This is a genomic window from Bradyrhizobium sp. BRP20 (genome assembly GCF_020194215.1).
Classification (GTDB): domain Bacteria; phylum Pseudomonadota; class Alphaproteobacteria; order Rhizobiales; family Xanthobacteraceae; genus Bradyrhizobium; species Bradyrhizobium yuanmingense.
This window is the reverse complement of record NZ_JADYVY010000007.1, coordinates 84,427-107,298: the sequence shown is the minus strand read 5'-3', so window position 1 is coordinate 107,298 and position 22,872 is coordinate 84,427. Positions and strand designations below refer to the sequence as shown.

Annotated in this window: 21 protein-coding genes and 1 tRNA gene; 13 read left to right on the top strand and 9 right to left on the bottom strand. The window is 64.6% G+C overall.

Translation table 11 applies throughout. The annotated features are described in order from the left end of the window. The first annotated feature begins 50 nt into the window (after nt 1–50). Genes I6F33_RS18305 through I6F33_RS18295 form a run of 3 tightly spaced genes read left to right on the top strand, consistent with a single transcriptional unit; the run spans nt 51 to nt 2,503 of the window. Nucleotides 51–413 (top strand): 2Fe-2S iron-sulfur cluster-binding protein, encoded by a 363-nt coding sequence (locus tag I6F33_RS18305; RefSeq protein WP_346657209.1) that lies wholly within the window; start codon nt 51–53, stop codon nt 411–413. Further along, a complete protein-coding gene (locus tag I6F33_RS18300; protein ID WP_225143599.1) occupies nt 410–1,648 on the top strand; it encodes an NAD(P)/FAD-dependent oxidoreductase in 1,239 nt (412 codons plus the stop codon). Before I6F33_RS18305 ends, I6F33_RS18300 begins: the two co-directional genes overlap by 4 nt. 60 nt (nt 1,649–1,708) lie before the next feature. Then, complete coding sequence (locus tag I6F33_RS18295) at nt 1,709–2,503, top strand: IclR family transcriptional regulator C-terminal domain-containing protein (protein WP_036026095.1); 795 nt, start codon at nt 1,709–1,711, stop codon at nt 2,501–2,503. Nucleotides 2,504–2,531: 28 nt separating this feature from the next. On the opposite strand, the gene I6F33_RS18290 is transcribed toward I6F33_RS18295, so the two are convergent. Next, complete coding sequence (locus tag I6F33_RS18290; protein WP_225143598.1) at nt 2,532–2,873, bottom strand: 5-carboxymethyl-2-hydroxymuconate Delta-isomerase; 342 nt, start codon at nt 2,871–2,873, stop codon at nt 2,532–2,534. A 220-nt stretch (nt 2,874–3,093) separates the two neighbouring features. Next, nucleotides 3,094–3,168, bottom strand: a tRNA-Gln gene (locus tag I6F33_RS18285). A 243-nt stretch (nt 3,169–3,411) separates the two neighbouring features. On the opposite strand from I6F33_RS18285, the gene I6F33_RS18280 reads away from it, so the two are divergent. After that, nucleotides 3,412–5,190, top strand: coding sequence for an acyl-CoA dehydrogenase (locus I6F33_RS18280; RefSeq protein WP_225143597.1), 1,779 nt, complete (start codon nt 3,412–3,414; stop codon nt 5,188–5,190). 107 nt (nt 5,191–5,297) lie between these two features. Here the strand turns inward: I6F33_RS18280 and I6F33_RS18275 are convergent, their stop codons facing one another. After that, complete coding sequence (locus tag I6F33_RS18275) at nt 5,298–6,530, bottom strand: MFS transporter (protein WP_225127532.1); 1,233 nt, start codon at nt 6,528–6,530, stop codon at nt 5,298–5,300. Nucleotides 6,531–6,760: 230 nt separating this feature from the next. Here I6F33_RS18275 and I6F33_RS18270 point away from each other — a divergent pair, with 230 nt between their 5' ends. From I6F33_RS18270 to I6F33_RS18240, 7 genes are all read left to right on the top strand, one after another. After that, a complete protein-coding gene (locus I6F33_RS18270; RefSeq protein ID WP_225143596.1) occupies nt 6,761–8,422 on the top strand; it encodes a bifunctional UDP-sugar hydrolase/5'-nucleotidase in 1,662 nt (553 codons plus the stop codon). Between the two features lie 122 nt (nt 8,423–8,544). Then, on the top strand, nt 8,545–9,474 hold the full coding sequence (locus tag I6F33_RS18265) for a histone deacetylase family protein (RefSeq protein ID WP_036004131.1): 930 nt from the start codon (nt 8,545–8,547) through the stop codon (nt 9,472–9,474). Between the two features lie 73 nt (nt 9,475–9,547). After that, nucleotides 9,548–9,799 carry an exodeoxyribonuclease VII small subunit gene (locus I6F33_RS18260; protein ID WP_008132970.1) on the top strand — a complete coding sequence of 84 codons (252 nt, stop codon included), beginning with the start codon at nt 9,548–9,550 and terminating at the stop codon, nt 9,797–9,799. Nucleotides 9,800–10,427: 628 nt separating this feature from the next. Next, the gene (gene dxs, locus I6F33_RS18255; protein WP_036004129.1) at nt 10,428–12,356 is read left to right on the top strand and encodes a 1-deoxy-D-xylulose-5-phosphate synthase; all 1,929 of its coding nucleotides are present in this window, start codon (nt 10,428–10,430) and stop codon (nt 12,354–12,356) included. A 217-nt stretch (nt 12,357–12,573) separates the two neighbouring features. Further along, nucleotides 12,574–13,128: a nucleoside 2-deoxyribosyltransferase gene (locus tag I6F33_RS18250; RefSeq protein WP_225143595.1), complete on the top strand. Its 555-nt coding sequence runs from the start codon at nt 12,574–12,576 to the stop codon at nt 13,126–13,128. 27 nt (nt 13,129–13,155) lie between these two features. Next, nucleotides 13,156–13,890 carry a TlyA family RNA methyltransferase gene (locus tag I6F33_RS18245; RefSeq protein WP_225143594.1) on the top strand — a complete coding sequence of 245 codons (735 nt, stop codon included), beginning with the start codon at nt 13,156–13,158 and terminating at the stop codon, nt 13,888–13,890. Continuing rightward, nucleotides 13,883–15,130: a methyltransferase gene (locus I6F33_RS18240; protein WP_225143593.1), complete on the top strand. Its 1,248-nt coding sequence runs from the start codon at nt 13,883–13,885 to the stop codon at nt 15,128–15,130. Before I6F33_RS18245 ends, I6F33_RS18240 begins: the two co-directional genes overlap by 8 nt. Before the next feature lie 6 nt (nt 15,131–15,136). Here the strand turns inward: I6F33_RS18240 and I6F33_RS18235 are convergent, their stop codons facing one another. From I6F33_RS18235 to I6F33_RS18215, 5 genes are read right to left on the bottom strand one after another with little or no spacing between them, the layout of a single operon-like run. Continuing rightward, nucleotides 15,137–15,988 (bottom strand): ABC transporter permease, encoded by an 852-nt coding sequence (locus tag I6F33_RS18235; protein WP_225143592.1) that lies wholly within the window; start codon nt 15,986–15,988, stop codon nt 15,137–15,139. Nucleotides 15,989–15,990: 2 nt separating this feature from the next. Beyond that, nucleotides 15,991–16,839, bottom strand: a complete 849-nt coding sequence (locus tag I6F33_RS18230) for an ABC transporter ATP-binding protein (protein WP_225143591.1) — start codon at nt 16,837–16,839, stop codon at nt 15,991–15,993. Further along, nucleotides 16,836–17,882 carry an ABC transporter substrate-binding protein gene (locus I6F33_RS18225; RefSeq protein ID WP_225143590.1) on the bottom strand — a complete coding sequence of 349 codons (1,047 nt, stop codon included), beginning with the start codon at nt 17,880–17,882 and terminating at the stop codon, nt 16,836–16,838. Before I6F33_RS18225 ends, I6F33_RS18230 begins: the two co-directional genes overlap by 4 nt. A gap of 41 nt (nt 17,883–17,923) precedes the next feature. Continuing rightward, nucleotides 17,924–19,138 (bottom strand): CaiB/BaiF CoA-transferase family protein, encoded by a 1,215-nt coding sequence (locus I6F33_RS18220; protein ID WP_225143589.1) that lies wholly within the window; start codon nt 19,136–19,138, stop codon nt 17,924–17,926. Next, the gene (locus I6F33_RS18215) at nt 19,135–20,070 is read right to left on the bottom strand and encodes a hydroxymethylglutaryl-CoA lyase (protein ID WP_036004099.1); all 936 of its coding nucleotides are present in this window, start codon (nt 20,068–20,070) and stop codon (nt 19,135–19,137) included. The genes I6F33_RS18220 and I6F33_RS18215 overlap by 4 nt, the downstream gene beginning before the upstream one ends. Here I6F33_RS18215 and I6F33_RS18210 point away from each other — a divergent pair. After that, nucleotides 20,047–21,069, top strand: coding sequence for a GntR family transcriptional regulator (locus I6F33_RS18210; protein ID WP_225143588.1), 1,023 nt, complete (start codon nt 20,047–20,049; stop codon nt 21,067–21,069). The two genes, I6F33_RS18215 and I6F33_RS18210, sit on opposite strands and share 24 nt — an antisense overlap. Nucleotides 21,070–21,153: 84 nt before the next feature. Beyond that, entirely contained in the window at nt 21,154–22,233 is a 1,080-nt protein-coding gene (locus I6F33_RS18205) for a Tat pathway signal protein (RefSeq protein WP_225143586.1), read from the top strand. Here I6F33_RS18205 and I6F33_RS18200 read toward each other — a convergent pair. Further along, complete coding sequence (locus tag I6F33_RS18200; protein WP_225143584.1) at nt 22,230–22,829, bottom strand: hypothetical protein; 600 nt, start codon at nt 22,827–22,829, stop codon at nt 22,230–22,232. The two genes, I6F33_RS18205 and I6F33_RS18200, sit on opposite strands and share 4 nt — an antisense overlap. Nucleotides 22,830–22,872: the final 43 nt, after the last annotated feature.

The window sequence follows — 22,872 nt, the reverse complement described above, 5'->3', positions numbered from 1 at the left end:
AAGTCGGGATTGAGGGTCCGCCAGAACTGCTGTAACCGGTTAACGAACTTATGTTCTCAGATCGAACAAACTTAGGAAACGGAGGTCGGATGCCGCGAGTGAGATTTGTCCAGCAGGACGGCAGCGGAAAATCCATCGAGGTCGGACGCGACGTGAGCGTGATGCTCGCGGCCGTCCGCAACGGTATTCACGGCATCGACGGCGAATGCGGCGGCTGCCTCGATTGCGCGACCTGTCACGTCTACGTCGATGAAGAACAAGCAAGCTCTCTCCCTCAGCCGAGCGAAGAAGAGCTCGAGTTGCTGTCCGCCGTCTCGGGAGAGCGAAAGCCGAACAGTCGGCTGAGTTGCCAGCTGAAGGTGCCCGCCCCTCTCGACGAGCTGGTGGTCCATGTGCCGGCGAGGCAATCATGACAGGGCTGGTCATCATCGGCGCATCATATGCCGGGGTTCAAGCCGCTCTCACGGCTCGTGACGCCGGCTATTCTCAGCCCATCACCATTGTGTGCGACGAAGAGTGGCTGCCCTATCAGAGGCCGCCGCTATCCAAGGACTTCCTTCTCGGGCGCATCAGCGAGCAAAATCTGATCTTGCGCGACGAGACTTTCTTCGAAGGCAAGCAGATCAATCTCGTTCTTGGGCAGCGCGCCACGCTGCTCGATTTGCACGCGCGACAGGTCACTCTGGCCGGCGGCAACGCTTTGAAGTTTGAAAAACTCCTCTTCGCCACAGGCTCGCGCGCGCGGCGCATCGCGGTTGAGGGCGCGGACTTCGATGGAATTTTCTATCTGCGTTCGGTGACCGATGCGATCGACCTGAAGGCAGGTCTGGCCAATGCTGCGGAGATTGTCATCGTCGGCGGCGGCTTCATAGGGCTGGAAGTTGCGGCCTCCGCGGCAAAGCTGGGCAAGAAGGTCACCGTCGTGGAAGCGAGCAGCCGCCTGCTTGAACGTGCCGTCTCGCCGGTCTTGTCGACCTTTCTTCTTGATACGCATTTGCGGGCTGGCGTCGACGTGATGCTCGACGAAACGGTTGCTTCCTTCAAAGGAAACGATCGAAAAGTTTCCGCTGTCGTGCTGGGCAACGGTGCCGTTGTCCACGCCGACCTGGTGCTGGTGGGGATTGGTGGTGTCGCCAATGACGAGATCGCGCGCTCGGCGGGGCTTAGATGCACGAATGGAATTGTCGTTGACGCGCACGGACAATGCGAAACATCGGACATTTTCGCGGCCGGTGACTGCGCCAACCACTTCAACCGCTTTTGCGAAAGCTGGGTGAGATTGGAATCGGTGCAAAACGCCCAGGATCAAGCGAAGGCCGCTGGACTGGCGATCGCCGGCGCTCGCGCGCCCTATGAGAATGTGCCGAGGTTCTGGTCCGACCAATATGACGTCAAGCTGCAGATCGTCGGGCTGGCCGGACGATATGATCGGCAGGCGGTCCGAGGTTCGGTCGACGACGGAAGATTCTCGGTCTTCTACTATCGCCAGGGCCGATTGGTCGCGGTGGACAGCGTCAACCGGCCAGGCGAGCAAATGGCAGCCCGACGCCTGATTGCGGCGGGAATCTCCCCTGCACCGGAGCAAGCCGCAGACCCTTCCTTTGACCTCAAATCCCTGGTGACAGCCGGAGACAAGGCTGGCGCCTAGCGCGCGGATTTGTGATGGTTCTCGCTTTCGAGAGGACACTGAGAGGGACCGCCCAATAGAATGCCGAGGCTGAAGCGTACGGAAGAAGAGGAAAAGGCGCGGGAGGGCAGCGAGTTCATCGAGACCCTGGATCGGGGTCTTCGCGTGATACAGTCGTTCGGTATCGATCGCCGTCCAATGACCCTCAGCGACCTCTCCAAGAGCGCGAATCTTCCGCGGGCGACGGTGCGCCGGATTCTGATGACCCTCGTAAAATCCGGCTTCGTCGCGGGCAACGAGCGGTTGTTTTCGCTAACGCCCAGAGTGCTGCTTTTGGCTTCGGCCTATTTGACGTCGAACCAAATCAGCACCGTGATGCAGCCGTTGATGGACGAGGTCGCCGGCAAGGCCAGGGAGGTCTGCTCCCTTGCGGTCCTGGATGGCGAAGAGGTCGTTTTCATCGCCCGCTCGAGTCCGGCGCGGGTATTTTCGACCGGACTGGACATAGGATATCGGCTGCCGGCTTTCTGCACGTCGGTGGGACGCGTTCTGCTGGGCAGATTGGCAAACGACGAGCTGACGAGAACGGTCGACGGCATGAAGCTGGCGGCTCTGACCCAGTCGACGCTGGTCGACAAATCGGCAGTGATTGCGACGATCATTGCCGACCGCACCAAAGGGTATAGCCTTGTCGATCAGGAAGCCGAAGAGGGCTTTCGGTCGATATCGGTGCCAATTCGCCGCTACGATGGCGCCGTCATCGCGGCCGCAAATATCGGCGCTCATGTCGATCGCATCACGACCGGTGAGATGATCGATCGCTTCCTGCCTCTCCTCAAGGAGATGTCCCTCGCCGCGCAGCCCCTGCTCGTCTGAGAAGCTGCCGTCTTTTGGCGAGCACCCGTCATTTTAGCCGTTTCTTGTAGGCGACCGGGTCCATGTCACGGACATCCACGCTTATGCTGGCCACATCCGGGCATCGCTCTGTCATCGTCCGTCGAAGGCTCGTACTCAGCTCGACCTTCTGGTCGGGCGATCGACCTTCGAGCAAATAGACAGACAGATGCACGAAGCTGTCACGCTTCCCGGCAACCAGGAAATCGTTGTAGACGCACGCGCGCACCTTGACGTCCTCCGCCTTCATGATGCCCGTTCGCCAAGCGGCTTCAAAGAGCGCTTCCATCAAGCCTATTACGTCGTCGCGAGCGAGCGCCCCTTCCGAATATTCGATCACCAAGTGCGGCATGACGTTGTTCTCGTTTTAGGTGGCGTTCATGAGATGACCTCACCGTCGTAGACCGTTCGCCCCTCAACGTCGCGATCTTTGTCGCGGCGGGTCATGGTTCGCATGGGGAAGGCCCGGTCGGCGGAATCTTTGCCGAGAAACGCCCTGTGCAGCGCAGAGCTGTGCAGCAGCTCCCCAGCCGGGCCGGGTCCGAGGGTGATTTCAGGCTGGGCGGAAGATCTGGCTGGGGCGGGAGGGATCGAACCTCCGAATGGCGGAATCAAAATCCGCTGCCTTACCGCTTGGCTACGCCCCAACAGACGACGAACGGAACGGGCAGAACCGGCACCCGCAGATTCCCGTCGGTCGCAGCCGGTCTATAGGGAGCGGGGCGGCATTTCAACCGCCTGGAGGGGCAAAAAGGGCCCGGCGGCCGACACTCTATTCTGGGCCCCAACGGCCCTGCCCGTTCCGGCCAGGCCATCCGGCGTCCCGGCAGTTGAGACCGCTCCCGTTTCATGGGAATACGGCGCCAATATCTGTTCTCGGGGAGTGAGCCATGACCTACCGCGCGCCGATTTCTGACATGCTGCTGTCGCTCAACCATGGCGCGGGCCTCAAGGCCGCCTTGGAGGCCGGCCATTACGGCGATTTCGACGCCGACATTGCCGCGGCCGTGCTGGAGGAAGCCGGCAAGTTCGCATCCGACGTGCTGGCGCCGCTCAACAAGATCGGCGACGAGCACGGCATCAAGCTCGAGGATGGCAAGGTCACGACCGCGCCGGGCTGGCCTGACGCCTACAAGCGCTGGACCGAGGGCGGCTGGAACGCGGTGTCCGGCCCGGAAGATTTCGGCGGCCAGGGCCTGCCGCTCGCGATCAATGCCGCCTGCACAGAGATCTGGAGCGCGGCCAACGTCGCCTTCGGCCTCTGCCCGCTGCTGACGGCATCGGCGATCGAGGCGCTGGACGCGCATGGCAGCGACGAGCTGAAGACAATCTATCTCGAAAAGCTCGTCTCCGGCGAATGGACCGGAACAATGCAGCTGACCGAGCCGCAGGCCGGCTCAGACGTCGGCGCGCTGCGCACCCGGGCCGAGAAGCAGGCCGACGGCACCTATCGCATCAAGGGGACGAAGATCTTCATCACCTATGGCGAGCACGACATGACCGACAACATCGTGCATTTCGTGCTGGCGCGTCTGCCCGATGCGCCCGCCGGCACCAAAGGCATTTCGCTGTTCCTCGTTCCCAAGTTCATGGTCAACGCGGACGGCTCGCTGGGGCGGCGCAACGACATCTATGCGAGCGGCGTCGAGCACAAGCTCGGCATGCATGCTTCGCCGACCTGCACCATGACCATGGGCGATCATGGCGGCGCGATCGGCTTTTTGATCGGCGAAGAGAACCAGGGCATGCGCTGCATGTTCACGATGATGAACCAGGCCCGCCTCGGCGTCGGCCTGGAGGGCGTCGGCGTCGCCGACCGCGCCTACCAGCAGGCCCTGTCGTATGCGCAGGAGCGCCGCCAAGGCCGCGCGGTAGGCAAGAAAGGCGACGGCTCGGATGCGATCTTCGTGCATCCCGACGTCAAGCGCATGCTGATGCGGATGCGGGCCCAGACCGCGGCCGCCCGCACCATCTGCTATGCGACGGCTGTTGCGATCGACGTCTCGACCCGCGCCAAGGATCCGACGGTGCGCGCTGAAGCCGCCGCACGCGCGGCGCTGCTAACGCCGATGGCCAAGGCCTATTCCACCGATATCGGCAACGAGGTCGCCTATCTCGGCGTGCAGGTGCATGGCGGCATGGGCTTCATCGAGGAGACCGGCGCGGCCCAGCACTACCGCGATGCCCGCATCACCGCGATCTACGAGGGCACCAACGGCATTCAGGCGATCGATCTCGTCACGCGCAAGTTAGCTGCCAACGGCGGCGCATCGGTGTGGGCGCTGCTCGACGAGCTCTCGGCGACCGTCAAGCAGGTGGAGGCCTCCAACGATCCCGCTTTCGGCACCACCGGCACCAAGCTGCGCGAGGCGCTGGAGGCGCTCACGCGCACCAGCAAATGGCTGCTGGAGCGCGTTGCCTCCGCGCCGAACGACGCGCTTGCGGGGGCGACGCCCTATCTGCAGCAATTCGGCGCGACGCTCGGCGGCTGCCTGCTCGCCTCCGAGGCGCTCGCCGCCAAGGCCGAAGGCCTTGGCGATGCGCCACGCTACGTCGCGCTGGCGCGCTTCTTCGCCGAGAACATCGCGGTGCAGGCGGGCGCGCTCGAGCGCACCGTGACCGAGAGCGCGGAATCGGTCGCAGCGGCGGATGCGGCGCTGCTGGGGTAAGGTGAGCGCCGCAAACGCGACATCGTAGCCCGGAAGGAGCGTAGCGAAATCCGGGAAAGTCTCACCGCGGATACAGCGGTCCCGGATTGCGCTGCGCTCCATCCGGGCTACAAAGCTGCGACCTGAGCCCTTCTCCCCGGCCGCCACAGCACCACGCCCGCCGCGGCGAGATCGAGCACCACGCAGATCGCAAACGCCGTCGTGTAATTGCCCGTAACGCTCCGCACGAGACCGACGACACCGGGGCCGAAGGCGCTGACGATGCCGCTGATCGAGGTGCCCAAGCCCACCGCGGTCGCGAAGGCCGAAGCACCGATCTCGCGCTGGATGATCAAGGGCGGGAACGTGATGATGTTGCCCATCGAGAAGCCGTAGACGGCGCAGCAGGCCAGCAGCACGGTCGGGCTCGTGCTTTGCAGAGCTACGAACAGCGCAGCCGCCTGGCTCGTCATCGAAACCGCACAGGCGAGCCGGGCATCGAGCCGGTCGACGAACAGGCCGAGCGAGAGGCGCCCGACGATCGCCATCGCCGCCATGATCGTGACGGCAAGCCCTGCGGCGGAGCGGCCGATCAGCGGCTCGAGAAACGTCACCTGGTGGACGATGAAACCCATCTGCGCCAGCAGCGCGAGCGCGATCGGCAGCACCATGGTCCAGAACGCCGCGTTGGCGAGCACCGCCTTGCGCGAGCGAACCGGCGCTGAGGAGCCGGAGGAACGTCCGCCGGCTGCAGGCGACATCCCTGCGGGCCATCCGATGAAGGTCACGACCGCCGGCAGCACCAGCACCATCATCGCGAGGGTCGCCGTCAGCATCGCAGACCGGAAGCCGATGCTGCCGGTCAGCGATAGCAACAGCGGAACGAGAATGATGCCGCCGCAAGTCGCGCCGTTGAAGGCAAGGCTGAGCGCGAGGCCGCGCCGCTGCTCGAACCAGGAATTCAGCACGGTCGCGATCACCACCGTGCCCATGCCGGTCCAGCCAACCGACATCAGCGCATAGGCGAGATAAAGCTGCCAGGGCGTCTGCACCAGCGCCAGCAGCACGGTCGAAGCGCCGAGCGCCGACAGGCCGCACAGGATCAGCGCGCGCAGCCCGATGCGCTCGAGCAGGTCATCGGTGAAGATGACGAGCACGGAGGTCAGGAGAAACGAGAAGGTGCTGGCCGCGGAGATCAGCGTGCCCGGCCAGCCGTGAGCGCGCTGCAACTCGGCGAGATAGACGCCTTGGCCGTAGAGGCCGAAGCCGAACATGAAGAAGGCCATCAGGAAGCACGCCAGCACGACCCGCCAGCCGCGATAATACGGTGAGGATTCGTCGATCCGGGGGGCGGCAATCATGAATCTGACGGTCTGTCTGAAGCGAACGGGGCCGGATCGTGCCCCACAACCAGCGGTTTTTCAAATGAAACATTGTAGCTAATTGTTGCGGCACGTAGCGGACCTGGCATTCATCGAGCGGCATGGCTCGTGCGATGATGGGATTGTCGGGGGAACGACGCTGCGCGTGCCTCAAAAATGACGACAACAACCTTCGTGAAATCTTCGCGCCGAACGAATAGTCTAACTCCATGCGACATCTTCTCCGCCTGGCTTGCTTCGTCCTCGCTCTCACCGGCACCCTCCCTGCTGCGGCCCAGAGCGCAGCCCCCGTCGAGCTGCGCATTCTCGCGATCAACGATTTCCATGGCCATCTGCGGCCGCCGCCGGGCGGCATCCGCATCAACGACCCCGAGGACAAGTCCAAGAAGGTGACGGTGGCGGCCGGCGGCGCCGAGTACATGGCGACGCTGCTGAAGCAGCTGCGCGAAGGACACAAGAACGCCATCTTCGTCGCCGCAGGCGACCTGATCGGCGCGAGCCCGTTTCTGTCGGCGATGTTTCACGACGAGCCCTCGATCGAGGCGCTCTCGATGATGGGCCTTGCGATCAGCTCGGTCGGCAATCACGAATTCGACGAGGGCAACACCGAGCTTCTGCGCATGCAGAACGGCGGCTGTCATCCCGTCGACGGCTGCCAGGGGCCGCATCCCTTCACGGGCGCCAAATTCCGTTATCTCGCGGCCTCCACCGTCGAGACCGCGACCGGCAAGAGCGTGCTGCCGCCCTACGAGATCAGGGAGTTCGACGGCATCCCCGTCGGCTTCATCGGCCTGACGTTGAAGGAGACCGCCGGCATCGTCTCGCCCGCGGGCATCGCCGGGCTCGAATTCCGCGACGAGGCCGAGACGGTGAACGCGCTGGTGCCGCAGCTGAAGTCGCGCGGCGTCGAAGCGATCGTGGTGCTGATCCACCAGGGCGGCGAGCCCGCCGGCGACTACAATGAATGCCCTGCCATCACGGGACCGATCGTCGACATAGTCAGGAAGTTCGATCCTGCCGTCGACGTCGTCGTCAGCGGCCACACCCATCGCGCCTACATCTGCGATATCGACGGGCGGCTCGTCACCAGCGGCGACAAATACGGCACACTCGTCACCGCGATCGACCTCAAGCTCGATCCTGTGACTCGCGATATCGTCGCCGCCAAGGCCGAGAACGTCATCGTCGCCAATGCTTCGCTGGCCAGGGATCCCGAGCAGACCGCGTTGATCGACGCCTACGACAAGCTCTCCGCGCCGATCGCCAACCGGCCCGCCGGCTCAGTGACGCAGACATTGTCGCGCGTGCCGAACGAGGCCGGCGAAAGCGCGCTCGGCGATATCATCGCCGACGCGCAATTGCTCGCAACGCGCGATGCGAAGGATGGCAGCGCTGTCATCGCGCTCACCAATCCCGGCGGCATCCGCACCGACATCGTTCCAAAGGAGAACGGCGCGATCACGTTCGGCGACGTCTTCGCCAGCCAGCCGTTCCGCAATCGTCTTGTCACCATGACGCTGACGGGCAGCCAGCTCAAGGACTTGCTCGAGCAGCAATGGCTGGACCCGAAGCGGCCGCGGATTCTCCAGGTGTCGAACGGCTTCAGCTATACTTGGGATGCTTCAAAACCGTTCGGCGAGCGCGTCAGCCTCGAGAAGATGACGCTGGGCGGCAGGCCGATCGAGCCGGGAAGCGGCTACCGCGTCACGCTCAACGATTACCTCGCCGTCGGCGGAGACGGGTTTACCGTCGCCAAGCAGGGCACCGCGCCACAATACGGCGGTTACGATGCGGACGCGCTGTTCGCGTTCTTCCGGGCGCACGGGCCGGTCGGTCCGCTGCCGCCCCGGCGCATCCTGCGGGTGAATTGATCCGGATCAAGCGGGCAGCCCTTTGCCATTCCCGGCCAAGCGCTTAGATTGGATTTTGCATTGCGTTTTGGCGCCGGATGCGCCAACGACGGCAAAAGCCCGTTTTCCGTGAGGCCGACCTGATGAGCACGCTTCTCCTTTCCCACAAGGCCTGCCTCGACCATGTCACGCCGCCGGGACACCCTGAGAGGCCGGATCGCCTGCGCGCGGTGGAGGAAGCGTTGTCGCATGAGCGCTTCCAGTTCCTGGCGCGCGAGGAGGCGCCTGAGGGCGATCTCGATCTCGTCACGCTCTGCCACAACGAGCATTACGTCACCGAGCTGCGCCACATCGCGCCCACCAGCGGTCAGGTCTACATCGACGGCGACACCTCGATGTCCCCCGGCACGTGGGAGGCGGTGATGCGCGGCGTCGGCGGCGCGGTTGCGGCGACCGAAGCGGTGATGGCCGGCGAGCATCGCAACGCCTTCGTCGCGGTCCGCCCGCCCGGACATCACGCCGAGATCGGCAAGCCGATGGGCTTCTGCTTCTTCGACAACGTCGCGATCGCCGCGCGCCACGCCCAGCGCAAATACGGCATCAAGCGCGCGGCCATCGTCGACTTCGACGTGCATCACGGCAACGGCACGCAGGACATCTTCTGGTCGGACCCGACCGTGATGTACTGCTCGACGCACCAGATGCCGCTGTTTCCGGGCACCGGCGCCAAAAGCGAGCGCGGCGATCACGACACCATCGTCAATGCGCCGCTCGCCTCCGAGGACGGCGGCCCGGAATTCCGCGTCGCGTTCGAGAATCTGATCCTGCCGCAGCTCGAGAAATTCAGCCCGGAGCTCTTGATCATCTCGGCCGGCTTCGACGCGCATTATCGCGATCCCCTGGCTTCGCTCAACCTGCGCGCGGAGGACTATGCCTGGGTGACGCGCAAGCTGATGGACCTCGCCGACAAGACCGCCGGCGGCCGCGTTGTTTCGGTGCTCGAGGGCGGCTATGACCTGCAGGGACTGAAAGAATCTGTTACGGCGCATGTCGGCGCCCTGATGGGCGCTTGACCCACCCGCCACATTACGCCCGTAAAACTCTGCTTTCTCAAAGGTGAAGCGAATCGGGCAATCGGAAACGGATATGGCCGAAAACACTCAAGTCGACGTCTCCAGGCTCACCTTCGAGCGCGCGATCGAGGAACTCGAAACGATCGTGAAGCGGCTCGAGGACGGCAAGGTGCCGCTCGAGGAATCCGTGACGATCTACGAGCGCGGCGAGGCCCTGAAGCGGCGCTGCGAGGAATTGTTGCGCCAGGCCGAGGCGCGCGTCGACAAGATCACCACCGATGCCAGCGGCCAGGCCACCGGCACGGCCCCGCTCGACGTCCAGTAATAAGAGTGCTCTCCCGCTCAGTCTTCTGACCCCCGCAGGGCCGTGCAAGACCGCGACGCAGGTCCGCGTAGAATGTCTTCGCGGTGAGCGTGGCCGCTGCGTCCTTATCGCCGTGCGCAGTTCCCGGCCGGCATGCGGTTCCCTGGCGGTGGATACGTCCCTGCCTTCGAATCGGGTCGTTGAGAGCTAGAAAAGCCCATACTCGGGCCAAAAAGCCTGCCAAGAACCGAGCAAGGCCGGAACCCCTTACCCCGCCCCGAAGTTAACCACTTCTGGTCCGCGAGTTGCACCTGCATACCCCTAATCGGCCCAGCGGGTTGGCTTTGGCCTAAGCTTTGGTGTAAAGCTGCGCGGAGTGTGGCTTTTTGTAAGCCTTGCGTGGGCACCGATTGCCGACGACAAGTGCTTCAAACTGCTGATGAAATTGGCTTGGGACGGACGAAGCCGATCTAAGTGACAGGGATCACAGAGACTGAACCGGAGCACACTTAAGCTTACCTAAGCTTGAAGGCGGGGCCTTGCCCCGTGCAGGTGGCTCCGACGGTTATAGGACTCGCGCTGCGCCGATATTGTGCAAACCCATCGCGCACCGGAATGACCTTCCGGTGCTGACAAATTGGAAATCGCCGTGAACGCATACAGTAAGACGCCGCTTCTCGACACCATCCGGACGCCGGAAGATCTGCGCAAGCTCAAGGTCGAGCAGGTTCGCCAGGTTGCCGACGAGCTGCGGCAGGAGACCATCGATGCCGTCTCGGTGACCGGCGGTCACTTCGGCGCGGGCCTCGGCGTGGTCGAGCTCACCACCGCGATCCATTACGTCTTCGATACGCCGCGCGACCGGCTGATCTGGGACGTCGGCCACCAGGCCTATCCGCACAAGATCCTCACCGGCCGGCGCGACCGCATCCGCACGCTGCGCACCGGCGGCGGCCTGTCCGGCTTCACCAAGCGCAGCGAGAGCGACTACGATCCGTTCGGCGCGGCGCATTCCTCGACCTCGATCTCCGCCGGCCTCGGCATGGCCGTGGCGCGCGACCTCTCCGGCGGCAAGAACAACGTTATCGCCGTGATCGGTGACGGCGCGATGTCGGCCGGCATGGCGTATGAGGCCATGAACAATGCGGGTGCGATGAACTCGCGCCTGATCGTCATTCTCAACGACAACGACATGTCGATCGCGCCGCCGGTCGGCGCCATGAGCGCCTATCTGTCGCGCCTCTATTCCGGCAAGACCTATCGCACGCTGCGCGATGCGGCCAAGCAGATCAACAAGCGCCTGCCAAAGATCCTCGCCAACCGCGCCAATCGCGTCGAGGAATATTCCCGCGGCTTCATGATGGACGGCGGCACGCTGTTCGAGGAGCTCGGCTTCTACTATGTCGGCCCGATCGACGGCCACAACCTCGACCATCTCCTGCCCGTGCTGAAGAACGTCCGCGACATGGAGACCGGTCCGATCCTGGTCCACGTCGTGACGCAGAAGGGCAAGGGCTACGGCCCGGCGGAAGCCTCCGCCGACAAGTATCACGCCGTCGTCAAGTTCGACGTCGCGACCGGTACGCAGGCCAAGGCCAAGCCGAACGCGCCGGCCTATCAGAACGTGTTCGGCCAGAGCCTCGTCAAGGAAGCCCAGAAGGACGACAAGATCGTCGCCATCACCGCGGCGATGCCGTCCGGCACCGGTGTCGACATCTTCAACAAGGCCTTCCCCGACCGCACCTTCGACGTCGGCATCGCCGAGCAGCACGCGGTGACCTTTGCCGCGGGCCTTGCGACCGAAGGCTACAAGCCGTTCTGCGCGATCTACTCGACCTTCCTGCAGCGCGGCTACGACCAGATCGTCCACGACGTCGCGATCCAGAGCCTGCCCGTCCGCTTCGCCATCGATCGCGCCGGCCTCGTCGGCGCCGACGGCGCGACCCATGCCGGCTCGTTCGACAACGCCTATCTCGGCTGCCTGCCCAACATGGTGATCATGGCGGCGGCGGATGAAGCCGAACTGGTGCACATGGTGGCGACCCAGGTTGCGATCGACGACCGTCCGAGCTCGCTGCGCTATCCGCGCGGCGAAGGCCGCGGCATCGAGATGCCCGAGGTCGGCATTCCGCTCGAGATCGGCAAGGGCCGCGTGATCCGCCAGGGCAGCAAGATCGCGCTGCTCTCCTTCGGCACCCGTCTCGCCGAATGCGAGAAGGCCGCCGACGAGCTCGCCGCCCACGGCCTGTCGACCACGATCGCCGATGCGCGCTTCATGAAGCCGCTCGACACCGAGCTGGTCCTCAAGCTCGCGCGCGACCACGAGATCCTGATCACGATCGAGGAAGGCTCGATCGGCGGCTTCGGCTCGCATGTCGCGCAATACCTGACCGATCAGGGCGTGCTCGACACCGGCATGGTCAAGTTCCGCTCGATGGTGCTGCCCGACGTGTTCCAGGATCACGACACCCCGGCCGCCATGTACGCCCGCGCCGGCCTCGACGCCAAGGGCATCGTGGCCAAGGTGTTCGAGGCGCTCGGCAAGGATGTGAAGACCGAGACGGTCAAGCTGGCTTGATTGTCGCGGCAGACGCTGAACCCCACCTCTCCCGTAGGGAGAGGTGGGGTTGCTCCTGGCGATGCGAAGCATCGTCCAGTGCAATCCGGGTGAGGGGCTCAGATCCCACGTGAGAGCGTAACCCTCACCCGCACCTTCGGCGCGACCTCTCCCCTTGGGAGAGGTTTTGCACCGCCAACGTCGCGGCAACTCCGATGCCTTCTCAATCGGTCGTGCGATGAAAATCTATCTGGCAGGCCCAGACGTGTTCCTGCCGGATGCCGTCGAGATCGGCCGGCGCAAGGTCGAAATCTGCGCCGCGCACGGGCTTACCGGGCTCTACCCCCTCGACAACGCGATCGACCTCACCGCGCGCGACGCTTCGCGGCAGATTTTCTGCGGCAACGAGGCGATGATGGACGATGCCGATGCCATCATCGCCAACCTCACGCCGTTCCGCGGCGCCGGCGCCGATCCGGGCACCGTCTACGAGCTCGGCTACATGGCCGGCCGCCGCAAATTCTGCCTGGCTTATTCCAACGATGGCGCCGTCTATGCCGACCGCCTCAGTCGCTTCATGGACGTCGTGTCCGAGGATGGTCGGCTGGTCGATGCCCAGGGGCTGGCGGTCGAAGATTTCGGCCTCGTCGACAACCTCATGATGATCCATGCGCTGGAGCTGCACGGCTGCCCGCTGGTGACGCCGGCCACTATGCCGACCGACGTCTGGCACGATCTCACCGCGTTCGAGACTTGCGTCCGGATGGCGGCCGCGCGATTGATCGCTACATAAGCTTTTTAGTCGTCCGTCGGAGATCCGATGCCCCCTGCCCGCAAGCGCGCGGATGTATTGCTGGTCGAGCGCGGCCTGTTCGAGAGCCGGGCGCGGGCCCGCGCGGCGATCGAAGCCGGCCTCGTCACAGCCGACGACAAGCAAATCGCAAAGCCGTCGGAGACGATTGCCGAGGACGCGGTGATCCAGGCCGAGCCGGCGCACCCTTACGTCTCCCGCGGCGGCGTCAAGCTCGCCGGGGCGCTGGAGCGGTACCCGATTGAGATCGAGGACCATGTCTGCCTCGACGTCGGCGCATCCACCGGCGGCTTCACCGAGGTGCTGCTGGCGAACGGCGCGAGCCTGGTGTTCGCCATCGATGTCGGCACAAGCCAGCTGCATCCCTCGCTGCGCGATCATCCCAAGATCGTGTCGATGGAGGAGACCGACATCCGCAGCTATGAGGGCAAGCGCCTGCCGGCGCGGCCCGATGTCGTCGTCATCGACGTCAGCTTCATCTCGCTGAAATCAGTGCTGCCGGTAGCTCTGTCGCTGGCAGCCGCACCGATGAGCCTGCTGGCGCTGATCAAGCCGCAATTCGAGGCTGACAGGAAGCACAACAAGAAGGGCATCATCCGCGATGCCGCCGTGCACCGGGAGATCTGCGACGACATCGCAGCCTTCGCGGCTTCGCTCGGCTGCACCGAGATCGACATATTCCCCTCGCCGATCACGGGCGGCGACGGCAACATCGAATTCTTCCTGGGCGCGCGCCGTGGTTGAGCGCATCACGATCGATCATGTCGGCCATCGCGGCGACGGCGTCTGCCTCGACGCCGGCGAAGCAATCTATGTGCCCTATACGCTCGGCGGCGAGACCGTCGAGGTCGATCACGTCGTGGGCCATCATCCCGACCGCCGCAAGCTGCTGGCGGTGGAGGTCGCAAGCCCGGAACGCGTCGAAGCATTCTGTCCGCATTTCGGCGTGTGTGGCGGCTGCGCGATCCAGCATTGGGCGAACGAGCCGTATCGGGCCTGGAAGCGCAACATGGTGATCGAAACGCTGGCGCAGGCCGGCATCGATTGCGAGGTGGCGCCGCTGGTCGACGCCCACGGCGCCGGGCGTCGACGCATCACGCTGCACGGCCGGTTCGGCACGCACGATATCCTCAAGGTCGGCTTTTCGGCTGCGAGCTCGCACGACGTCATCCCGATCCATCGTTGTCCGATCCTCGATCCCGCGCTCGAGGGCGCACTCGATGCCGCCTGGGCGCTCGCCGAGCCGCTGACGTCCAAGATGCCGGTGACCAAGCCATTGGACATCCAGGTCACCGCGACCGCCAACGGGCTCGATGTCGACGTGCGCGGCTCGGGCCCGCTGCCGACGGCGCTGGTCACGGCGCTGTCGCGAGTCGCCGAACAGCACCGTCTGGCGCGGCTGACCCGGCATGGCGAGCTGGTGCTGCAACGCCTGCCGCCGACGGTGAGGATGGGCCGCGCCGAGGTGACGCTGCCGCCGGGCTCGTTCCTGCAGGCGACGGTGGCGGGCGAAGAGACGCTTGCGGCACTCGTCGCAGAGCGCATCGGCAAGGCCAAGGAGGTGCTCGACCTCTTCTGCGGCGTCGGTCCGTTTGCGCTCAGGCTCGCGGAGAAGGCGCGCGTTGCAGCCTATGACAGCGACGCCGGCGCCATCGCGGCGCTGGCGAAAGCTGCGCGAACACCTGGCCTGAAGCCGATCAAATGCGAGCCCCGCGATCTGTTCCGCCGCCCGCTGATGCCGCAGGAGCTGCGGGACTTCGACGCCGTGGTGTTCGACCCGCCGCGCCAGGGCGCGCAGGCGCAGGCGCTGAAGCTTGCGGCGAGCAAGGTGCCGATCGTGATCGCCGTGTCCTGCAACGCCGCGACCTTTGCCCGCGACGCACGGCTCCTGATCGACGGCGGCTATCGGCTGGAGTCCGTGGTACCGGTCGACCAGTTCCGCCACACGCCGCATGTCGAGCTGGTGGCGCGGTTCAGCCGCTGACGCGGGCTACGCCGAAGCCTCGAATTGCGGCTGCCATCGCAAGAGGTAGGACTGCAGCGAACGCACCGCGATCGCCAGCAGGATGCCGACGAACATCATGACGAAGATGGCCACCATCATCTCGCTGGCATTGGCCCGCGCCTCGGCTTCGATGATGAGCTTGCCGAGACCGCGTTCGGCACCGATGAACTCGCCGACGATGACGCCAATCAGCGCGAAAGAAACGGCAGGCAAGAGCGAGGCAAACACCCAGGCGAGCGCGGATGGGATCACAACCGTGCGCAGCACCGTGAATTCGCTGGCGCCGAGCAGGCGGGCGGCAGCGATCTGGTCACGGTCGACCGCACGCGTTCCTTCGAAGGTGTTGAAGAACACCACGAAGAACACGACGAGCCAGGCGGTTGCGATCTTGGAGAGGTCACCGAGGCCGAAGATCAGGATGACGAGCGGGACCAGCGCAATGCGCGGTATGGAGTTGAGTGCCACGATGTAGGGGTTGAACACGCGAGATAGGAAATCGGAACGGCCGAGCACCAGGCCGGCCGCGATCCCGCTCGCCGAGCCGAACAGAAAGCCCCACCAGGTGTTCTTCAACGTAACGAGTGTGGCAAGCCATAGATTGTTGTCGCTGCCCTTGATACAGGCGGTAAAGCCGGTCGCGTCTGCGAAGCAGCCAAGCCGCAAGAAACTCTGCCAGATCAGCGACGGCTTGGCGACGAAATAGGGATCGAGGATTTTCGGCACGTAGGCCTTCGGCAGCAGCGTCTTGCTCCATTCGAAGCCCCATTGCCAGACGACGAGAACCACTGCGAGAATGGCCAATTGCCAGAACAGGATGACGGCGCGGCTGTTGGACATGATCAGTTGGCCCTGGTGCGGCGGAATTCTTCGCCGAGGGAATGCCAGATGTGGGAATAGAGCCGGGCGAACTCGGCGGTCTCGCGCACGGCCACGGGATCGCGCGGACGCGGAATGGCGACGTCGAAGTCTTCCTTGAGACGCCCGGGGCGCGCCGAGAGCAGGATGATGCGGCTCGCCAGCGTCAAGGCTTCGCCGAGATCGTGCGTCACGAACAGAACGGTCTGCCGCTCGCGTTCCCAGATCTCCAGCAGCGTCTTGTGCATCTCGAGCTTGGTGTGGGTGTCGAGCGCACCGAACGGCTCGTCCATCAGCAGGATCTCCGGCTCCAGGATCAGCGTGCGCATCAAGGCGACACGCTGGCGCATGCCGCCGGACAGCATGCGCGGGAAGCTCTGCGCAAAGCCTGCAAGGCCGGCCTTCTCGACGGCCGTGGCAACGCGCCCGGTGCGCTCGCTCTTTGGCACTCCCGCGATCTCCAGCCCATAGCCGATGTTCTGCTCCACGGTCCGCCACGGAAACAGCGTATCGCGCTGGAAGACATAGCCGACCCTGGGGTTGACCTCGCCGGTCTCGACCGTGTCCTGGTCGATCAGGATGCGTCCGCCGGAGCGCGGCAACAGCCCCGCGACCATGTTCAGAATGGTGCTTTTGCCGCAGCCGGATGGACCGAGCAGCGCGACGAACTCGCCCTGCTTGACCTCGAAGGAAACGTCATCCACCGCCACGAACTCGCGTCCGGACGCGTTGAAGCGCTTGGACAGCCCCTGCACGGCAATGCGCGTGCGCGCAACGGCTGCTCGATCCTGATCGCGCGCGAGCGCGAGGCCTTGGCTTGGCGCGGCGATCATTTGTATTTCGCCCTGGCCGCCTGAAGGAAGCTCATGTCGACCGCATCCTCGTACCTGGTCTCGGGAATGTCCGTGCCCTTGCGGTACCAGGGCTTGGCGCCGCGCTCGAACGACGCCTTGTCGATGACGCCGTCATAGGCCCAGGTCGACTTGTCGAAGCCGAGCTCGGCGCTGACGGCATCGGGATCTATCCCTGAAAAATACTTCGGCGTGACCAGCGCCTGCACCTCCGCGAGCGGCGTCGCCTTCACAAAAGCCATCGCCCGGTAGATCGCGTTGACGTAGGCCTGCACCATCGCCTTGTCCTGCTGGACCGTGTCCTGGAGCGTGTAGATCACCAGCACGGGCAACGTCCCGCCGAAATCCTTCTCGAACACGCCAGGCTTCGACGTGTCGTAGATCGTCCGGCCAAAACCCTTCTTCTCGACCTCGACGATCCAGCTCGGCGGCGCCACGATGGCGTCGAACTGCTTGGTCTGCAGCGATGGGAACATCGTGTTGGGCCCGCCGCCCGCAACCCAGTTCACCTTGTTGCCGAGCCCACGCGCTTCGAACACATAGGTGCCGTACACCCAGGTGCCTGACCCGATGGCGGTCGCGGCAACGATCGGCTTGGCGTCGTCGGGGCGCTTGTAATCCGCGAGCTTCTCGACCGAATTGATGCCGCTCTCGTAGAGGTCCTGCCGGACCACGATGTTGGCGTAGGAGCATACCATCTCGGTCGCGAGCAGCATCTTGCAGGGCTTGCCGCGCGCACCGAGCTGGAGCGGATGGCTGGCATCGCCATGCGCGAACAGCGCCTGCCCCGCCGCCAATGTCTGCCGGCCGAACGTACCGGCATTGCCGGTAACGAGCTTGGAATCGAGTCCTTCGTCCTTGAAGTACCCCTTCAGCTCCGCGATCATGCCGATGGCGTAAACCGGCGACACCGGCCCGAAAGCGAGCGAGACCTGCTTGGCCTCCGCACGCAATGGCCCCGGCAGCAGTGACGCGCCGGCCCATGCAGACCCCGCGAACAGCGCCTGGCGTCTCGAAATGCTCATGTGATCCTCCTCCCTTGGTTCTTGTTCAATCGCGCGGTCCGTCAGGACGGCGGGACCTTGATTGTCCCTGCTTGTCGCAGCTGTTCGATCTCATCCGGCGACATCCCGATCTCGCGCAGGATCTCGCCGCTGTGCTCGCCGATACCGGGTGGATCGCAGCGGTTGGACAGCCGCTTTCCGTCCATGGCAATCGGCAACAGCGGTGTCTTGACCTCATTACCGTCAGGCAAACGGATGTCGGTCAGGCCGCCGGATTGGTTGAGATGCGGATCATCGAAGAGATCGCCGGGCTTGTTCACCGGTGCGTAGGGCAGATCGAGCTGCTCGAGCCGCGCGGCGAGATCGGCCTTGTCCCATTGCTTGAAGATATTTGCGATTTCCGGGATCAACCAGCCGCGATGATCGACCCGGTCATTGCTGGTCGCAAAGCGTGGATCGGAGAGCCAGGCTTCGCGATCGAAGGCGCGGCAGAACGCTTCCCATTGCTCTTCACCGACGATGGTGACGAACAGTTTCGAACCATCCCTGGTGTCGAAGAGGTCGTAGACGGGCCACGGGCTGTCCTTGATCGAATAGGGGATCGATGGCTGCCCGCTGACCACCTCGCACATCATCGCCTGGGCCATCAGGAACACGTTGTTCTCATACAGCGCACTCTGGATGTAGCGGCCCCGGCCGGTACGCTGCCGCTCGGCGAGCGCGGCCTGGATCGCGATCACACCGAACATGCCGCCCATGACGTCATTGACCGAGGCGCCGGCGCGCATCGGCCTGTCGGGCAAACCGGTCATGTAGGCGAGGCCGCCCATCATCTGCACGACTTCGTCGAGCGCCAGGCGGTTCTCGTAAGGACCAGGCAGATAGCCCTTGAGCGAGCAATAGATCAGGCGCGGCGCGAAAGCCGCGACGCTCTCGTAGTCGAGACCAATCCGCTTCAAAAGGCCCGGCCGGAAGTTCTCGATCAGCACGTCGCTGTGCTCGATCAGTCTGCGTGCGATGTGCTGGCCCTGTGCTGTCGACGTGTCCAATGCGATGCTGCGCTTGTTGCGGCTGTAGGTCGCAAAGAAGCCGGCGGCAGGTCCCTTGAAGGCGCGGGTACGGTCACCTTTGGGCGGCTCGACCTTGATCACGTCGGCACCGAGATCGGCCAGGATCAAGCCGCAGCTCGGCCCCATCACCATCTGGCTGAATTCGATGACCCGAAGGCCCGCCAACGGACGAAGCTCAGATCCCGTCTCACGCACAGCCATGGTCATGCCGCGCTCCGCAGGAGCTTGGGAATTCCGGCCTCGTGCAGATGCCCGGTCAGATGGTCTGCGGGGATGTGGCGGGCGAGAATCTCGCGGGTCTGCATCAGGCGGTCGAGGTCGATGCCGGTGGAGAGCCCCATGCGCTCCAGCATGAACACCAGATCCTCGGTGACGATGTTGCCGCGTGCGCCCGGAGCGAAGGGACATCCGCCGAGGCCGGATACGGCGGCATCGAAACGGCGAATGCCCGCTTCAAGGCCGGCGACGGCATTGGCCAGGCCGGCGCCGAGCGTATCGTGCAGATGCAGCCGCAGCGTCATTTGCGACCCGAGCTCGCGCTGCACCGCCCCGACGATCTGCCGGATCGATTTCGGCGTCGCATAACCGACGGTGTCGGCAAGCCCGATCTCGTCGGCACGCGCTTCGGCAAAAGCGCGCGCAACCCGGCACACCGCCGCTTCGCTCACCTCCCCTTCCAGCGAGCAGCCGAAGGAGGTGGAGATCGCCCCCATCAAGCGCGGCCGCTGCCCCAACGGCTGGGCGTCGATCGCAGCGCGGACTGCGCGAAACCCCTCGACCTGCTCGTCGACCGAGCGGCGCACGTTTGCGCGGTTGTGCGTCTCGCTGGCCGAGATGACGAAATAGACGGCGTCGACGCCGGCGCCGATGGCGCGCTCGGCGCCCTTCGGGTTCGGCACCAGCGCACCGATGAGAGTCGATTTGTGCATGAGCGCATGCGCCATCACCGCATCAACGTCGGCGAATTGCGGCACGACCTTCGGCGGGACGAACGACCCGGCATCGATCTCGCGTATGCCCGCGGCGGCGATCATGTCGATCAACGCGCATTTGGCCTCGGTCGGAACGAAGATGTCCAGGTTCTGAAGACCATCGCGGGGCGCGACCTCGCAAATGTGGACATCGGGCTCGCGGGCCATGTGGGTCTCCCTGGGGACGATTGTATATTGTTGCATAAAAGAACAATCCATGAGACAGTCTGTCAAGCCCTAAAACTTGCGTGCACTGCAATGAGCGCCACCGACAGTTCCCGACCGCGCAGCGACAAGAACGGTTCCGAGCGGGCCGAGCAGCTCGCCGGCCTGATCATGGCGCTAGCCCGCCGCGAAGGCATGAAGGCCGGAGACCGCTTGGTCGAACAAAGGCTTGCGGATGCGCTGGATCTTTCACGCGCGCCGATCCGGCTCGGCCTGAAGGCCCTGGAAGCGGCGGGGCTGGCGCGCGGCGAGCCGCATCGCGGCTTCGTGCTGGCGAAGAATCCGACCAGCGGCGCCGCCCAACCGGCGCTCGCGGCCGTCAGGCGCGGCGAGCAGGTTTATACGGCCATCGCAGGGGACGTGCTCGCGAGCCGACTCCCAGCCGACGTCACGGAGGCGGAGCTCTTGCGCCGCTATGATCTGAGCCGCGCGGAGTTGCAGCGGCTGCTGGACCGTATCGCCGCCGAGGGCTGGATCGCACGCCTGCCCGGCTATGGCTGGCGTTTCGCGGAGACGGTCTCGAGCCCCGAAGCGCAGGCGCAGGCCAAGGCGTTTCGCGCAGTGATCGAGCCGGCGGCGATCGCACAGCCCGGCTTTGCGCTGCCCCAGGAGGTGATCACACGCCTGCGCGAGCGCCAACAGCGGGTCTTCGACGGCGAAATCGAGAAGATGACGATTGGCGAGATCTTTCACTCCGGCTGCGAATTCCACGAGGAGATCATCCGCGGAACAGGCAATCCATTCTTCCTCGAAGCGCTCAAGCGCGTGAACTCGATCAGGCGCCTGTTCGCCTATCGCAGCTTCGCCGATCGTGACGGCATGAGGCGGCACGTGCGCGAGCATCTGCGCCTGCTCGACGTTCTGGAAGCGCGGCGCTACAGCGAAGCCGCCGACCTGATGGCCCGGCACCTGCAGCGTCCGCTGGTCGCCGGCGTATCGTGATCCTGCCGACCTTGATTCCGGTCAATCTTCTCGGCGCCGCCTGGCGCTAAGAATGCCTCATCATGGGGTGTGGAGCGGAAGTCCGTGGCCAACCGGCGACAATTCATCACGACCGCGCTCGGGCTTTCTGCGGCAGCGATCGGCAGCCCTTCCGCCGCGCTGGCGGCGATGACCTATGACGAGGCCATCAACGCGTCACGGGCTCCGCTGCGAGCAGCGCCCAGGGATCGCGAGCTCGTCCGGTTTGCGACGCTTGCGGCCAACAGCCACAACACCCAGCCGTGGATCTTCGCCGTCCGCGGCAATGTCATCACGATTGCGCCTGACGTCGCGCGGCGCTGTCCGGCCGTCGATCCCGACGATCATCATCTCTTCGTCAGTCTCGGCTGTGCCGCCGAAAACCTCATCCTCGCCGCGGCCACGCTGGGCTGGCGCGCCGATCCGGTCGTCGACGGCGATCGCATCGTGATCACGCTCGACGAGGCCGCTCCTGCCGCATCGGCCCTGGCCGATGCAATTCCCGTCAGGCAATGCACCCGCGCGGCCTTCGCCGGCAAGCAAGCCGCGCCCGAGATCCTGCGCCAACTCGAGAACGCCTGCCGGCAACCCGGCGTCGCTGCGATCCTGATCACCGAGCGTGCCGGAATGGCTGAGGTCGCCGACTATGTGCTCGAAGGCAATTCGGCGCAGATGCGCGACAAGGCCTTCATGCGCGAGCTCGTCGACTGGATCCGCTTCAACGAGGCAGAGGCGGTCGCGACCATGGACGGGTTGTTCGCGCCCGCATCGGGAAATCCTGCGCTGCCGTCCTGGATAGCCCGGCCGCTTCTGAAGCTGTTCTTCACCGAAAGCGGAGAAAACAAGAAATATCGCGAGCAGCTCGACAGCTCGGCCGGTGTCGTCGTGCTTGCTGCCGATCGCAGCGACACCTCGCACTGGATCGCGGTCGGCCGCGCCTGCCAGCGCTTCGGCTTGCAGGCGACCGCACTGGGACTGAAATATTCCTTCGTCAACCAGCCGGTCGAGGTCGCAGCACTGAGGCAGCAATTCGCGACCCGGCTCGGCCTCGGCGAACGACGCCCCGACATCGTGATGCGCTTCGGCACCGGCCCAAGCCTGCCGAAATCGCTGCGGCGTCCACCGGAGCTGGTGATGCGATCTTAGCGCCGAAGGCCGCTCAGCGCCGGCGATTCGCCGGGCAGCATGTTCGATCTGATATCGCTGTCCATGCGGCCCGAATCCTGCTGGGTGTAGCCGACGCCGAACGACAGGCTGAGATTTGAGGTCGGCTTGAATTCGACACCCGCAAACCCGCCATAGCCGGGCGCGGCGGTGGAGGTGAGCGGCGCCAGCGAGCTGCCGATGCCGTTGCCGTATTTCAGCGTGTCGAAGCCGGCGAAAAAGGTGACGGGCATGCCGCCGGCGGTCTTCATCTGATAGCCAAATTGCGTGCTGTCATAAGAGAGCGCGCTGAAATTGCCGAGCGAGCCCGCCTGGTTGAAGCCGCTCAATCCGAGATTTCCGCGTTCGCGACCGATGACGAAGCCGTTCGCAGAGCTCGTACGCCAATCGGCCTCTCCGGCGTTGAAGCCCGCAAAGTTGCCATAGCTGTCGGAGCTCAGGCCGGCAGCGCCGCCAAGGCCGAAAGGCCCGCCGGGAATCCAATATCGCAGCGGCGCCACTTGCGCGTGAACCGGCGCTCCGCCGAGGCAGAACACGGCGAGAGCTGCAAGAGCGCATGAGCGTGCAAGGTCGAACATTCCAGCTACCGTCTAAAAGCCCTTAAAACTATACTCCTCGACC